Origin of the sequence: Neobacillus sp. 204 (assembly GCF_046562815.1) — a bacterium.
In the GTDB taxonomy this organism is placed as follows: Bacteria; Bacillota; Bacilli; order Bacillales; family Cytobacillaceae; genus Neobacillus.
The window spans coordinates 86,969-101,795 of record NZ_JBJORY010000004.1 but is presented as its reverse complement, the minus strand read 5'-3'; the positions used below and the strand labels follow the sequence as shown (position 1 = coordinate 101,795).

The following is a 14,827-nucleotide window of genomic DNA, read 5'->3' as shown; positions in this document are numbered from 1 at the left end:
TTTGTTTTTGGAGGAAAATTAGATGTCACTTGATTATATGATCTCCATACTTAAACCAATGCTCGAAGGGGCACAGATGACTGTCCTCTTATTTTTGATTGCGATTTTAGTTTCCATTCCATTAGGGTTTGTTTTAACAATGGCTGTCGACAGCCGCCTTAAGCCTCTCTCCCTGCTTGCTCAGGGTTATATATACGTGATGCGCGGCACGCCGCTTTTACTCCAACTACTATTCATTTGTTTCGGACTGCCAATGATCCCAGTAGTAGGTGAATTCTTAGTTTTGGATCGCTTTGTTGCAGCCTGTATAGGTTTTATTTTGAACTATGCTGCTTATTTTGCTGAAATCTTTCGCGGCGGTCTTCTTGCGATTGATAAAGGCCAATATGAGGCATCGCAAGTCCTCGGTCTGAATAAATGGCAGACGTTAACTAGGGTTGTCCTGCCGCAAATGTTCCGAATTGCCCTACCGGCTGTCGCTAACGAATCCGTTACGTTAGTTAAAGATACTGCACTGCTCTATGCTGTTGCTGTACCGGAATTGTTACATTTTGCTCAGACAGCTGTAAATCGAGACTTTACCATCGTCCCATTCTTCGTCGCCGGTATTATTTATTTGATCATGACGCTCATTTTAACCATGTTCTTTAAATGGCTCGAGAAACGCTTCAAATTTGAATAGGAAGGAGTGGTGAATATGACTGTCATTGAAATATCTAAGCTCAAAAAATCGTTTGGCAATTTGGATGTTTTAAAACAAATTTCCTTTGATGTAAATAAAAACGATGTGGTTGCCGTAATCGGTCCCTCCGGCTCTGGAAAAAGCACAATGCTCCGCAGTTTGGTCCATCTTGAAAAAATTGACGATGGCACCATCAGTGTTTTCGGTAAACATTTAGTAAAGGATGGTGTTTACGCAAAACCGCAAGAAGTCAAAGAGATTAATGCTAAAATGGGGATGGTCTTTCAACATTTCAACCTTTTTCCTCATCTTACAGTAAAGGAGAATTTGGAACTCGCTCCAAGAATGTTGAAGAAGGAATCATCCGCTAGAATTCAACAAAGAAGCAATGAGCTCCTGGAAAAAATCGGTCTCACTGACCGGGCATCATCCTATCCTGCAAATCTTTCAGGTGGACAAAAACAACGAGTCGCCATTGCCAGGGCTCTCATGTTAAATCCAGAAATTCTTCTATTTGATGAACCAACTTCCGCTTTGGATCCAGAATTAACCGGCGAAGTATTACAAGTCATGAAGGATCTGGCTGAAGAACACATGACAATGATCGTCGTGACTCATGAGATGGGTTTTGCCAAGGAAGTAGCAAACAGGGTCATTTTCATGGATAATGGGGAAATTGTTGAATCTGGTTCGCCTGAGGAGCTGTTTACGAATCCTAAGAATGAACGAACCAAGGCATTCCTGAAACGCAGCTTAAAATAATCGTTGCGTTGAATTCTTCAATAATCAAGTTTAATAAATAAAGAGGCGTTCCAATCACGGAGCGCCTTTTGATGCGAAGTAAACAAAAAGAAACGTAAAAAATCCCTCTTGGTTAGAGGGAAAAGAAGTTATGTTTAAATTAGTGTAATTAACGAACCGCCAACAGCCCCTGTAATAACAATGATCCAAGGCGGCAACTTCCAATAAGCCAACATACTAAACAATATTGCCGCAAAGGCAAAGTCTGCAGGAGCTAAGATCGAGCTTGTCCAAATGGAATTATAGAATGCAGCAATCAATATTCCAACAACAGCAGCATTTACTCCCATCAATGCGCCTTTTATCTTAGGATTCTGACGAAGCGTGTTCCAAAACGGCAGTGTTCCTAAAACAAGCAGGAATGCTGGAGAAAATAGCTGCTGTTGCTAGAATTCCACCCTTCCAGCCGTTAATGACCGCACCAATATAAGCAGCAAAGGTAAATAACGGTCCTGGTACAGCCTGTGCTGCTCCATAACCACTAAGGAATTCTTCTTTACTCAACCACCCCGTCGGAACAAATTCGCGTTCAAGTAATGGCAGCACCACGTGGCCTCCGCCAAATACCAACGAGCCCGAACGATAAAAACTGTCAAACAGAGCAACCCCATTTGAAGAAGTGAGTCCCCTTAATATTGGCAGAACAATTAATAAACCGAAAAACAACGCTAAACAGATAACAGCAAACCTTTGGGAAATCGGAAAATGAATATAGGGTGCTTCTTTATCCTCTTCATGTTTTTTATAAATTAGCAATCCTACAACTCCTGCCAATAAAATTATCCCGACCTGCGTATAGGCCGTCTGCCAAATCAGCATACCGACTAAAGCAAATAAGGCAATCGCTTTTCTTTGGATATCAGGGGTTAACTTTTGGGCCATTCCTAAAACAGCATGAGCCACGACTGCTACCGCAACGATTTTCAACCCATGGATCCAGCCAGTGTCATTTATATTTAAACCCTGAAGAATTAGTGCAAAAAGAATTAAGAGAATAACTGATGGAAAGGTAAAGCCAAGGAAGGCTAAAATTCCGCCCAAGAAACCGCCACGGATCACACCGATTCCAATCCCAACCTGACTGCTTGCCGGACCAGGCAAAAACTGACACAAAGCTACTAAATCAGCATAACCCTTTTCATCGATCCATTTTCTTTTTTGAACATATTCTTCATAAAAGTAACCTAAATGGGCGACTGGTCCACCGAACGAGGTTAAACCAAGTCTGGTTGAGACTACTAGTATTTCAATAAGTGACTTTCCATCGTTTTGTGCCACCACGTGATTCCTCCATTTATCTTCGGACAGTGCAATTTTTATCATGTTAATTATACATCTTTAACAGATACCAGAACGCCAAAATGTAACATTTTTTCTTACTATATAAAAAGAAGAACCACAGTGGCTCTTCTCATTTTAATAGCTTGGCTGTGTTAAAGGTAATTGATGATTTTCCACTCTGTTGATTGGAGCGGAAGGCGCGAAGACTCCTGCGGGAGTACGGGGCAAGGGAGACCCCGCAGGAGCGCAGCGACGAGGAGGCTCCCCGCAACGCCCGCGGAAAGCGAAGCGCCTGGAGCGGATATCAACAGACAAGTTAAACACAGCCAATCGTTTAAAAATCACTTGGTTATAGAATCATCTTTCAGAGCAGCCCAAAACGCCACGGCAATCGACACTATCAGCACAAGAAAAGGTGCATAAAAAAGCAAGAAATTATCTAACAAGTCCAGCCCCCCTAAGCATGTTCATCATTTCTATTCCCCTGGACATATTCTTTATTGAACAAAAACAATTTTAATAACAGATACAGGGACGGGAGGAGTAATCCCAATCCTGCAATAAAAGCCACAATCAAGGCAATCGCCATCGATTGATTCGTAAAGCTGTCGTAAAGGGTGAGATATGGATATAGTAAATAAGGATAATGAGACGTTCCGTAGGCCAAAAAGGCAAGGGCAAATTGCCCGACCATTAGCCAGAATGCCAAACCATAGGCACGACGTTTCCAGATCAAATATACCGTTCCCGCAAAGAAAGCGACCGACAACCCGAACAACCACCAGAGGTTTAGTAAGCGCTGATAATGTTCGGGATTGTGTATCCTCATTTCAATAATAATCCCTGCGGCCGTAATAATCGCCGGCCCAGCCCAGATGAGCGCATACTTCCGCAATAGGTTCGTTGCAGCCTCATCCCTTGCATGATGGGCGTACCAAGTCAAAAATACAGCTGAAATATATAACACTGCCGTCAGACTAAGAACTACAATACTCCATGATAAAGGACTGGTAAACAATGCCCAATAATCGAGAACAGGAGCTGAATTTTTTATTTTCACAAAGCCGCCCTCCGAAATCGTCAAGACGCTCGATAAGGATGCTGGAATAAATAATCCCGTCAACCCATACAAAATGGTGTATCGCTTATGTTTAAGTCCTCCGTAGGTAGTAAAGGCATAATAGGCTCCCCGTATCGCTAGCAGAATAAGTGCGATACTTGCTGGTACAAGCAGGGTAGTCCCAAAGTAAAAAGCTGTTTTTGGAAAAAAACCTACCATTCCGACAAAGAAAAACACTAAAAACACATTCGTGACTTCCCAGACTGGCGATAAATAGCGTTGAATAATCTTCGTCAAAATATGCTGCTTGCCAGTTACTGTACTAAAGGCGTTAAAAAATCCTGCCCCAAAATCAATCGATGCGACAATAATATATCCAAAAAGAAACAATCCCAGTGCGCTAATACCGACAATTTCAAGTGTCATATCCTATCACCTGCTTTCTCGGAAGCGCGGTCGCCCAGTTCCTGTTCCACCGTATTTTTTCGGAACATCCGCCACAGGACAACCACACTTCCAACCCCGAGGATCAGATAAAGACCAGCAAATAGCATTAACATTAAATCCACTTGATCGCTTGTCGTTGCTGCGTTTTTTGTCCGCATAATTCCCCGTAAGATCCATGGCTGACGGCCAACCTCGTCCAGCCACCACCCTGCCTCAATCGCCAGAATAGAAAGAGGACCACCAAGTACAACCAGCCAGCGAAACCAATTGGATAAAACGAAACCCCTTTTACGCCAAATACCGATTGCATATAAGAAGGAGAGCAGGGTCATCCACATACCAATGGTTACCATCGTGTCAAACAGGTAGTGAATATAAAGCGGCGGCACCTCATCCTTGGGAAATCGATCAAGCCCGAGCACTTCTGCATTAGGAACTTCATGTGCTAAAATGCTGAGAGCAAAGGGGATTTTCAGTGCATATTTCACTTCTCCATTATCAAGAACACCATAAAGGATGAGTGGAACACCCTTCCCTGTTTCAAAATGCCACTCCGCTGCCGCTAATTTTTCCGGCTGGTATTCGGCTAAATACTTTCCGGAGAAATCTCCTAAGAGGGCGGTTGCTACTGAAAAGACGAACCCAAGTTTCATTGTTAAAAACAAAGCCTTTTTATGGTACGTATGGTTGGAACCTCTTAGTAGCCGGAAAGCACCAATCGCAGCGAGGACAAAGGCGGAAGTCATATAAGCTGTAACAACAACATGGGCAACCTTTGTAGGCATGGCCGGATTAAACATCGCCAAAATCGGGCTCACATCGACGAGCTGGCCATTGACCACATCAAAGCCCTGCGGCGCATTCATAAATGCATTTACAATCGTAATAAAAACGGCAGAAAATGAGGCACCTAATGCAACTGGAATCAGCAGGAGTAAATGTTTCTTCTGATTTTCAAACCGGTCCCAAGTGTATATGTATATACCTAAAAATATCGCTTCAAAGAAAAACGCAAAGGTTTCCATAAATAACGGCAGGGCAATGACGTTACCTGCTAACTGCATAAAGTTGGGCCAGAGAAGCGAGAGCTGTAACCCGATTGCCGTCCCAGTTACAACCCCAACTGCCACGGTAATCACGAATCCCCTCGTCCATCTCCGCGCTAATAAAATGTAGTGTTCGTCCTGCTTCTTTATCCCAACCCATTGAGCAATCATAATCATCAGCGGAATACCCACACCAATGGTTGCATAAATGATGTGGAAGGATAGAGTTAACTCTGTTAGGACACGGCTAAAAAAAACGGCATCTTCATTTCCCAATTTGCTTACCACCCTTCTTATCCTGAAAACAGCCGTCCAATGATCGACAGTCCCATAATTGATGCCACAATAAAGGCCAGCCAAATGAGTTTCCGCTCTTGCTTTTTATAAATAAAAATCCCCCCTAACAACTCGGCTAAACCCAGATTATTTACTACTCTCTTTCATACCATTCCCAAAATTATTGTAGAATATATTGAACACTAATCGAATCTTCATCCTATCCGCAGCAAGTGTGGTCAGTCCACCACGCTCAACGCAGCCTCGCTTTTTAGTTTTTTTTCAAGATGAACGGTCAGGATCAATCCAAATTTATGCATGCCTAACATAAGAATTCCCGCAAACATTTGATCAAGTCTTGTATTAAATGAGGAAGGAAGAATATCGAGGGAACTTAATTGACTTAGTTGGGAAGGTGAAATACAAAGATTTGTGGTGAGTTGTGAAAGAAGAGGATTATTCATTCCACCTAGGAAGGCAGTAAGGATAAATAGCAAACAGGCCGGCATAATAACTAGTCCGCTAAGAAATAGATAACGTTTTTTCTGATCTTGTGTATGAAACGTCTTCGAATCTGGGACGGTGATGGGCTGCCACATCCTAAAAGAAAGGACCAGCAGCATAAATAAGTATCCATTATGGACAAAGGCTGTTTGAGATAGAAATGTTAAAACTATTGGGACATGGTACATTAAAAACATGACTCCAAATACATATAATGAGGCTTTAGAAGATAAGACCAATTTGCTTAATCGTATAGAGTGCGAGTGATTTCGAATCGTTTGGATTAACGAAACTGGAATCCCTAATACAAATAGAGGGGAGACAATAAAAAATAAAATACTCATTTGAAGCATGTGCAGGCTAAACGACAGATGACTAATCGTTTCAAATGGACTGCCAAAGGTTACGTACATGATGCCTAAACTGAGGAAATACAGCAGTGGTTGTTTTTGATAAAGCTTGATGTTTGTATAGGTTACTACGACGTATACATAAATCGCTGCTAGGCAAATTAGGCAGGCTAGTAATGGCAAATTCCACATCCATTGACCTTCAAGCCACATTGCATAGAACATGAAATCCCCTCCTACATATTATATTTAGGTATTAAGCGAGCAAATTAACTTTAAATTTTATGATTGATTAGCTGAATTATGACAAAAAAGAAGAACCATAGTGGCTCTTCCTTTCTCATGACCTTATTTTTACTTTTAAAGCAAAGTCTCTCTTTTGTGAAAAACTAAAAGTTTTTGAGATAGATAATTTAACATTGTATATAAAAAGGTACTTATTAAAACAGCTAGGTCGGTCTTTACCTTCGATGTGATCATACCATTATTGTTGAGGAGCCCTTGAACTAAATTTTCCCCCATACTATAGGAGATGAAATAGCAACTCAGAATGATCAAACCAAACCGAGGCAACCCTTTTAAGACAGAAACTTCACTTCTAAATGTAAACCGACGGTTCAAAAAGAAACTTACACATGCACCAACAGAATTCCCAAGAAAGGTAGACAACCAATAGGAGAGCCCAGGGCCATGCAGCAAGAGAAACATCACGGATAATCCCACCAAAGTATTGACCACCCCTACCATGATAAAACGGACAAATGTGTTTTTCATGCTCTTCCCCTACTTAAAACAAGTTCTTCCTGCGGCTTTCCCATGACCTTTGATGTGAAGTTATCAGCTTCAATCGCATATCTTGGACGCTGCTTAACTTCATGATATATTTTACCGATATATTCACCGATGATCCCAATGCCCATTAATTGCAGTCCGCCTACAAACCAGATCGAGATAACTAACGAAGTCCAGCCCGTTTCCGTATGTCCTAAGATTTCTTGAATTAAGGCATATCCGCCTGCAAATGCACTTAGTATCACTGCCAGAAAACCTAAAAATGTAACAAATCTGATTGGGGCAATACTAAACGAAGTAATCCCATCAAAAGCGAAGGCGAGCATTTTTTTCAAAGGATATTTTGATTCTCCAGCAAGCCGTTCTTTCCGATCATAATATACTTTTGTGGATGCAAAACCAACAAGAGGGACAAGTCCCCGCAAAAATACATTCGTCTCCTTATATTTTAACAGTTCATCCAAGGCGCGTTTACTCATAAGCCGAAAATCTGCATGGTTTGGAATGAGTTTAATTCCAATTTTTCCTACAAGACGGTAAAATGCTAATGCAGTATTCCGTTTAAAGTAGGTATCCGTATCCCTTCTATCTCTCACACCATAAACGATATCAAAACCTTCCCAGTACTTCTCAACAAACGTTCGAATAACGTTGACATCATCCTGTAAATCAGCATCGATGGACACAACACAATCAGAGTGTTTATTGGCAGTTTCAAGCCCAGCGATTAGTGCGTTCTGATGCCCTACATTTCCTGCCAACTTTAGCCCTGTAACTAAGGGATTTTTCTCACTTTTATGCTCGATGATCTCCCATGTTCGATCCTTGCTGCCATCATCGACAAATAAGAGTTTACTATCCTTTGCGACGAGGAAATCCTCAATTAAATCGTCTAAAAAAGTAGATAATTGTAAAATCGTTTCATTTAATACCTCTTCTTCGTTAAAGCATGGAACGACTATTGTTAAGATAGGCTTATTCATATGAAATCCCCTCCTTATTTGACATGGTAAAGGTAAATTCTCCACGCTGAATCTTTTTGGTCGAAAGTCTTTTTAAGTTCAAGGCTATTCGCTTCAGCATTCGTGATTGGCACTGCCGAGAGAATAAATTGTCCGCCCATTTGTTTGAATACGCTCGTATTCAGTTGTAAATGGTGAATTTTAACCTTAGAATCCTTTTTAAACTCATATTTTTTCCCTAATTCTGCGACAAAAATATAGCATCTCCCGCCCCATTGATCGAAGTATTTCTTCAAGGTTGGACTCTTCGCCAATTCTGTTGCAATGATTTTCCTAAACTGATGTTTATACGTTAATGGATAGAAATTATTATAAGTATCCAAGGTGTAAAACCCGTTATACTGAGCGATTGCTGGGTGGATCCCGATACTAGCCACTCGATAGCTGCTTTGGGGTTTTCCAATGTATTGTTCAATTTCTTTGAATTGAGTGGTTGCATAAAACTGTTTAACAGATGGTTTCCCCTCTACTCTGTAGACGATTTCATCGTTTGCAGCAAACAGAACGAGTAGTTGAACGATCAAACATATTTTTACGAACAACCTCCATTTCCCACTTTTCCCCCAAAGGAGAAAGGCCCCTACAGCAAACATGAGGTAGATAACCAGCGGCCGTAGAAAATGAAAGCGGGCAAAATTGAAGGTATTGAGCAGAGATATACGATCTTTAAGCGGCTGCCAGCCTTGATAAAACCAAAAGGCATACCAGATAGAGAGGATAATATTAAAAATGAACAGGTACAGGTACCTTTTTTCAATGATTCCTCGCATTTCCTTTTTCCAAATCATTACCACTACAATAAAGGAAAGTGGTACGATCACCAATGTATGAAGTGTTAAAACATGGGTATGTCCAAGAAAGTAGTTTTTTATAAATAACCGGATCGTGTGCCAGAAACCAAGAGTGGAACTGACGAACTCATTTCTGCTGGTTGGCGCCTCAGGAAATACTAATGAATAGACAAGCCGGTATTCTATCATCAGATATATGAGAGTCATTAGTGAGATACTGCTAAAGAAACCCCAATTTGGTTTTCTTTTAACAAGCAAATCTCTCAACCATAATAGCCCCATGAAAAATAAAAAGAAGAAGAAGCCGAGAACGAAACTGGAATAGAAGGGGATCAGAATAATCGTCAGCCACTCTTTCCAGGTAAACTTTCCATTTCTTATATTCATAAAAGCCCACAGTGCAAGCGGCATTCCAAGTGTACTAAGCATTCCGGAAGGCCAAAAGGGAGTCAGTGCAAAAGCAAGCGATACCCAGACTCGAATGTGATAGGCTTCGGCTGCTTTCACAAAGTGCTTTTTCAGTAAAAGAAACATACCGATAAAAGCAATGATTCTTGTTAGTAGTTGACTAAGGGCATAAGCAAGCATTGAAGGGAATAAATGATGCAGCCACTCGATCCCGCTAAATTCTGTACCAAAGGCATTTCGCGGCAGTCCATTTATGATCTGCGGAATAACTGCATTACTAGAGCCAAATAATTGACCGCTATCCTTTAGTACTTTATACCAAGCAATATTCGAATCAAGGTTATCGTGAACCCTGATATGGGCGTTTTCTCCTAAGATAAACAGCGGAGAAACATAGATAAGTAATAGACATAAAGCTAGCCAAACATGCTTTTTTTCCGGACTCAGAGATGTCCATCGTTTCATTGTTTTCACACCACTCTGCTACATAAAATTTTTAACACAATAGATAGTAGCTGACACGCTGCTACTACCTTTTTCTAATCAGTTGGGTCTTTTTCAAAAGGTTGCTTTCTATTTTTTCATAGAATTCAATGAACCTAATGATGACTCTTTCAATTTCCTTGAACCGATGTATTAAGAAATGGATGGCCAAAGCCACAACTGCACCAATCAGCATTCCTGCTACCACATCTAATGGATAATGTACACCTGTCCAAACACGGGACAGTGCAATTCCTGATGCTAAAACTAACCACAGCCAGCCTGCATGTTTTTTCCAAATCCAAATCGCTGTTGCAATCACGAATGCTGCTGTTGCGTGGTCACTCGGAAACGAGGCATTCTTCGCATGGGGAATTAACCAATTTACATGATGAATGACAAAAGGACGATCCCGGTAAAAAAAGTGACCAATTTCTCCATTTATACTAAGCGCAATACAAGCAGCAAGCATTGCCTCAACAACCATTTTTCGATTTTCTGATTTAGGATAAAACCAATAAAAAATGATCCCAACAAAAAATAGGTACTCTGCTTTTTCTGCTAAAAAAATCATTATCGGGTTTAAAAATCGCTCACTTACGGCGAGGTGATTGATTATTCGAAAGATTCCATAGTCTAAATGAGACATTACTAACCTCCATCATTGCTTTTCTCATATTCAATGAAAATAGTTCTTGCTTTTGTTCTATCTTAATATAAAACTAGAAACTGAATTTCCTCTGAATGTTTCATTAAAAATTAATGAAAACTTATCTTCACCTTTCTTAAGAAAACATAAAAAAACCCAGCACCCTCATTTATCAAGGTGTCGGGCTTACTTTAAATGATTCTACAATTTATGGCTTCCTTTTATCCTGCCTGGCTAATCTCATTTGGATCCATGTTCCTCAATAATCTTAAAATCTCAAGAAGAAGGATATTAAATCCTAGCCACACTCCCCCAAAAACATAACCTGCCGCCATATCACTAGGCACCTCTAAATTAAAATACAAACGGCTGATGGCAATTAAGGCTATAAGAACCAAAACAGTGATTGGTCCAAATGAATGAACCCAAATCCTTCGTGAATGGCGGACAAAAATAAAAACGGCAAAGCCGTAAAGGACAATTGTTATTAGCTGCTGTTCACTTGGGAATGTATAAAAAAACTGATCGATTATCGAGTGATTAGACGGAGAGAATTTGTGGAAAAACCTCCTTAAGCTTTCTTCGTAAAGTTCACCACCGCATGCCACAAGTGTAAGAGAAAATAATTCAATTGATTTCTCCTTACCCTTCCATAAAATCCAAAATAAAGTCAGCATTATTAACAATAAATGAACCCTTCTTGAGCCCAAAGCAGAGAAGACCTGCATCGCTGGAGTCCAGTCTTTATCAAAAGTCAATGGAACCAACAAACTGACAATCTGATTAAATTTTGTAAATTCTCCCCCAAGAAAATCTTGTATCATCCCGATCATAAGAATAACGAGACTTAACGTTAGGGTGAACGTAATTGTTAGGAGAATCCCCACCCGCTTACGTGTATGGAATATATTCAATGTCCAATTTAATGTTCGGACTGCAGCTTTTTGGAGTTCTACTTTATACTTTTTATAAAGATAATAAGCTATGATAATAACTGCGGCTAAAATACTCCCGATAATGAGGTATTTTTTTATCGAACTGTGAAACTGCTCCCACTGGGGACCTAATAACTTACCAAGTGTAATAAATACTGTCACCCAAAAAAAAGCCCCTGTAAATGCATACAGAGCATACTTCCGAAAAGGAAGCCTTGTAATTCCTGAAAAGTATCCAGTTATATGCCTGACTCCGGGAATGAAATAGGCAATAATCAACAGCTTATTCCCATGCTTGGTAAACCAATCAGACATTTTCTCCATTCTTTCTGGACCCATATGAAACCGATGACCATATTTATAAAAAAAAGGTTTACCTAACTTATAACCAATCCAGTAGGAAAGTGTCATCCCGATACAGGCTCCGAAACTTGCCATTAAAATGCTTACCAGCCAATTTAATTGCCCTTGAAAAACCAAAAAGCCACTATAGGTCATTAGAACTTCGCCAGGTAAGGGGATGGCAATTAATTCTAGTACTAGTGCTATAAAAAGGACAATATACCCATACTGATCGATGTAAGCTGTAATATGGTTCAAGGTCCTGTCCTCCTTTTATTTCTATTATGCCCGTGCAACATGAAAAATTTCAGACTGTTTTATGAATCCCGATTGTCTGCTGCACGTCTTTTGATTAAGGAATGTTTTTATCAACTCTACTATTTCAGGCTTCTCCAGCTCTATTCCCTGCAAGTACGCAGTGATAGCTTGCTCCCAATGATTCATTTTTTGCTGATCCCTTAATACACTTAACACTTGATTTTCCAATGAAGCCTTCTGATCGAGTTCAAATATTAGCTCTTTTTCCTTTAAATACCGAAGATTTATTTCCTCTTGCCCTGGAAGAGCAGAATGAACAAAGATCGGCAGTCTTTTTCGGATTGCTTCACTGATCGTGACCCCACCTGGTTTTGAGACAATCGCATCAACTTCTTCATAAAGCTTATTCATTTCTGATCTTGAAGAAAGATAACCAAGTGGTTTAATATGTTCTAAATCCCACGAGAGGATTTCATTATATAGTTTCTTATTATTGCCACACAATACTAAGAAGTCTACGTTTGATGAGCTTTTTAACTCATCCGCTAACTTTAAAATTCCGCCCAAGCCACTATTTCCTCCCGATAATAAGATTTTGAGGCGTTCATTGTATTTTTTACGATCTATGGTTTTCGTCATTTCTTCATGGACAGGAATACCAGTAACAAACATCTTGTGGTTGGCAATTTGATATTTCCTAGCCAGTTTTGCTTTGACCTGTTGACTCGGTAGAAAATGGAGATCAATCCCCTCTCTGCCCCAAACACTATTAATAAAGAAATCTGTGTAAACGTTTATAATCGGAATGTCGCATTTCCCCTTCATTTTTAACTTACTGAGAAGATAGGAAGGAAACCCATGCGTACAAACAACTAAATCTGGTTTTTCCTCAGCTAACAATTGCTCCATTTTTTTCAAAAAGAGCGGTTGATACCATTTAAAGGACTGTTTTTTAGTTGGTGGTACGTAAAAAAAGCTCTTATAGGCGAGATTATAGGTTTCTGGTGCATATCGAATCCAATTAAGGTAGCCTTTTGTAATCACTTTTTCTAGCGATTTATTCGTATAACTTAACAAGTCTATTTTTTTTATCGTAAGGTCGTCTGTATGATTTTTTAAATGATCCATTAATGCTTCAGCGACTTGATGATGCCCCGACTGCATTTGTAAGAGTGGTAGAAACAAAATCTTTTTCACTTATTCCATCTCCTGTTCTACTAGAAATCGTTCCTTGAAAAATAATGATTTCAAAATTACCCTTCCAATGTATCACTCATTTCTTGAAAAACTGGGTTTTTAATGGATTTTTAATCTTACCTTCAGCCTTTTTTTAGTTTGGTCGTAAAATAAAACAAAACCCGAAAAGTTGTCTTTTCAGGTTTTGTTTTATTTTGCCCTATTTAGTTGATTCCGTATTTTTCCTTTTATATACCTAATTATAATATAAATCAAAAAAACAATGAAGAATACCAATCCTAAATATGGAACATAATCTGGATTTATATGAAACACCTTTCCTCCATAGTAGCCAGCTACAATAAAAGGAATGGTCCAGAGCAGAGTGCCTAGCAGGGAAAAGAAGAAAAACCTCTGAAATGGAATGTTTGTAATCCCAGCAAAGTAAGGGCTTATTTGCCTGATACCTGGCAGATAAAACCCCATAACAATTGTCTTCCGTACATTTTTTGTATATTTACTACTTACCTTTTCCCATCGGTCATCAGTAATCCCTACATACTTCCCGTATTTCTTAATAAAAGGAGATCCTACATACTTTCCGACCGCATAGGCGGTCTGCATTCCGATAAATGCCCCAAGAATAGAACACAACATAGCTAGACCCAATGAGAGTTGATGATGAAAGCTCAGCACTCCGATTAAAAAGAGCAGCGATTCTTCCGGTGCAGGAATCCCGATAATACCAAAAAGTAAAAATAGAAAAATGACTAGGTAACCATAGATATTAATATAATTGATGATTGTTTCTACATTCATAGGATCCCCTAAAAGTTAACTTCTTTTAATGTGATAAACTTTGTTCCCTTATTTACGTTTTCCTGTAAATAAATTTCTAAGCTCTTTAGCATATAGGAGGGAGCTAATCTATCCGCTCCCAATGTTTCTCCGCAATCATGAAGCAGTAGCACGGAACCCGCTTCTGTCGTTTGAAGCAATTGATTAAGCAGGCCGTTTTTTCCCTTCGCAACTTTCCAATCTCCAAAGATGTGCGACCACATGATTATCTTATATCGTTTACTCAACAATAAGCTAAAAATATTAAAATGCCCCCATGGCGGCCGATAGAAATCTACCCTTTCATTCGTACATTCTTGAATGGCTTGCTCTGTCATTTGCAGTTGTTTATTTAATTGAAAGGGCGAGACAATCCAGCTCGAAATATGATCATAATGATGAATTCCAATTGTGTGTCCCTCTTGACTCATTCGTTTAATAATGTCAGGATAGGCCTTTACTTTGCTCCCCACCACAAAAAAGGATGCCTTTACCCCGTACTTTTTTAAAAGGTCTAGCAATAGTGGTGTATATTCAGGATTGGGGCCATCATCAAACGTTATCGCAATGGCGGCTTCATTTATCCTTTTGGTAATTCTCCACCCGTTAACACGAATGATGATCGTTGGCAGTATTGCGTACATTAGAAAAAGACTAAATAAAAGAATAAAGCTCACGATTATCAGG

At 39.7% G+C, this 14,827-nt stretch carries 14 protein-coding genes and 1 pseudogene; 2 read left to right on the top strand and 13 right to left on the bottom strand.

The genetic code is table 11. The features are described from left to right. Positions 1–22 precede the first annotated feature (22 nt). Together ACJ004_RS09805 and ACJ004_RS09800 are read left to right on the top strand one after the other, a co-directional pair. Positions 23–682 (top strand): amino acid ABC transporter permease, encoded by a 660-nt coding sequence (locus tag ACJ004_RS09805; RefSeq protein ID WP_410892737.1) that lies wholly within the window; start codon positions 23–25, stop codon positions 680–682. Between the two features lie 15 nt (positions 683–697). Then, entirely contained in the window at positions 698–1,444 is a 747-nt protein-coding gene (locus ACJ004_RS09800; RefSeq protein WP_410892736.1) for an amino acid ABC transporter ATP-binding protein, read from the top strand. Between the two features lie 134 nt (positions 1,445–1,578). Here ACJ004_RS09800 and ACJ004_RS09795 read toward each other — a convergent pair. The 13 genes and pseudogenes from ACJ004_RS09795 to ACJ004_RS09735 form a co-directional block, all read right to left on the bottom strand. Then, positions 1,579–2,806 (bottom strand): annotated as a pseudogene (locus ACJ004_RS09795) (chromate transporter). A gap of 299 nt (positions 2,807–3,105) precedes the next feature. After that, positions 3,106–3,210, bottom strand: a complete 105-nt coding sequence (gene cydS, locus ACJ004_RS09790) for a cytochrome bd oxidase small subunit CydS family protein (RefSeq protein ID WP_410892735.1) — start codon at positions 3,208–3,210, stop codon at positions 3,106–3,108. Between the two features lie 11 nt (positions 3,211–3,221). After that, a complete protein-coding gene (locus tag ACJ004_RS09785; protein WP_410892734.1) occupies positions 3,222–4,250 on the bottom strand; it encodes a cytochrome d ubiquinol oxidase subunit II in 1,029 nt (342 codons plus the stop codon). After that, entirely contained in the window at positions 4,247–5,593 is a 1,347-nt protein-coding gene (locus ACJ004_RS09780; protein ID WP_410892733.1) for a cytochrome ubiquinol oxidase subunit I, read from the bottom strand. Before ACJ004_RS09780 ends, ACJ004_RS09785 begins: the two co-directional genes overlap by 4 nt. 239 nt (positions 5,594–5,832) lie before the next feature. Next, positions 5,833–6,672, bottom strand: a complete 840-nt coding sequence (locus ACJ004_RS09775; RefSeq protein WP_410892732.1) for a cytochrome c oxidase assembly protein — start codon at positions 6,670–6,672, stop codon at positions 5,833–5,835. A gap of 135 nt (positions 6,673–6,807) precedes the next feature. Further along, complete coding sequence (locus ACJ004_RS09770; RefSeq protein WP_410892731.1) at positions 6,808–7,221, bottom strand: GtrA family protein; 414 nt, start codon at positions 7,219–7,221, stop codon at positions 6,808–6,810. Continuing rightward, on the bottom strand, positions 7,218–8,222 hold the full coding sequence (locus ACJ004_RS09765; protein ID WP_410892730.1) for a glycosyltransferase family 2 protein: 1,005 nt from the start codon (positions 8,220–8,222) through the stop codon (positions 7,218–7,220). Before ACJ004_RS09765 ends, ACJ004_RS09770 begins: the two co-directional genes overlap by 4 nt. Positions 8,223–8,236: 14 nt before the next feature. Further along, positions 8,237–9,925, bottom strand: a complete 1,689-nt coding sequence (locus ACJ004_RS09760) for a DUF6044 family protein (RefSeq protein WP_410892729.1) — start codon at positions 9,923–9,925, stop codon at positions 8,237–8,239. A gap of 64 nt (positions 9,926–9,989) precedes the next feature. Beyond that, complete coding sequence (locus ACJ004_RS09755) at positions 9,990–10,592, bottom strand: undecaprenyl-diphosphatase (RefSeq protein ID WP_410892728.1); 603 nt, start codon at positions 10,590–10,592, stop codon at positions 9,990–9,992. 221 nt (positions 10,593–10,813) lie between these two features. Continuing rightward, positions 10,814–12,127 (bottom strand): VTT domain-containing protein, encoded by a 1,314-nt coding sequence (locus ACJ004_RS09750; protein WP_410892727.1) that lies wholly within the window; start codon positions 12,125–12,127, stop codon positions 10,814–10,816. A 24-nt stretch (positions 12,128–12,151) separates the two neighbouring features. Then, positions 12,152–13,324 (bottom strand): MGDG synthase family glycosyltransferase, encoded by a 1,173-nt coding sequence (locus ACJ004_RS09745; protein WP_410892726.1) that lies wholly within the window; start codon positions 13,322–13,324, stop codon positions 12,152–12,154. Positions 13,325–13,513: 189 nt separating this feature from the next. Further along, positions 13,514–14,122, bottom strand: coding sequence for a DedA family protein (locus tag ACJ004_RS09740; protein WP_410892725.1), 609 nt, complete (start codon positions 14,120–14,122; stop codon positions 13,514–13,516). Positions 14,123–14,130: 8 nt separating this feature from the next. Continuing rightward, the gene (locus ACJ004_RS09735; RefSeq protein ID WP_410892724.1) at positions 14,131–14,817 is read right to left on the bottom strand and encodes a polysaccharide deacetylase family protein; all 687 of its coding nucleotides are present in this window, start codon (positions 14,815–14,817) and stop codon (positions 14,131–14,133) included. Positions 14,818–14,827 lie beyond the last annotated feature (10 nt).

What these genes read in the sequence shown, in the direction of transcription:
- ACJ004_RS09805 (WP_410892737.1), top strand. Translation starts at nt 23, where the DNA reads ATGTCACTTGATTATATGATCTCCATACTTAAACCAATGCTCGAAGGG.
- ACJ004_RS09800 (WP_410892736.1), top strand. Translation starts at nt 698, where the DNA reads ATGACTGTCATTGAAATATCTAAGCTCAAAAAATCGTTTGGCAATTTG.
- ACJ004_RS09785 (WP_410892734.1), bottom strand. Translation starts at nt 4,250, where the DNA reads ATGACACTTGAAATTGTCGGTATTAGCGCACTGGGATTGTTTCTTTTT.
- ACJ004_RS09775 (WP_410892732.1), bottom strand. Translation starts at nt 6,672, where the DNA reads ATGTTCTATGCAATGTGGCTTGAAGGTCAATGGATGTGGAATTTGCCA.
- ACJ004_RS09770 (WP_410892731.1), bottom strand. Translation starts at nt 7,221, where the DNA reads ATGAAAAACACATTTGTCCGTTTTATCATGGTAGGGGTGGTCAATACT.
- ACJ004_RS09765 (WP_410892730.1), bottom strand. Translation starts at nt 8,222, where the DNA reads ATGAATAAGCCTATCTTAACAATAGTCGTTCCATGCTTTAACGAAGAA.
- ACJ004_RS09760 (WP_410892729.1), bottom strand. Translation starts at nt 9,925, where the DNA reads ATGAAACGATGGACATCTCTGAGTCCGGAAAAAAAGCATGTTTGGCTA.
- ACJ004_RS09755 (WP_410892728.1), bottom strand. Translation starts at nt 10,592, where the DNA reads ATGTCTCATTTAGACTATGGAATCTTTCGAATAATCAATCACCTCGCC.
- ACJ004_RS09740 (WP_410892725.1), bottom strand. Translation starts at nt 14,122, where the DNA reads ATGAATGTAGAAACAATCATCAATTATATTAATATCTATGGTTACCTA.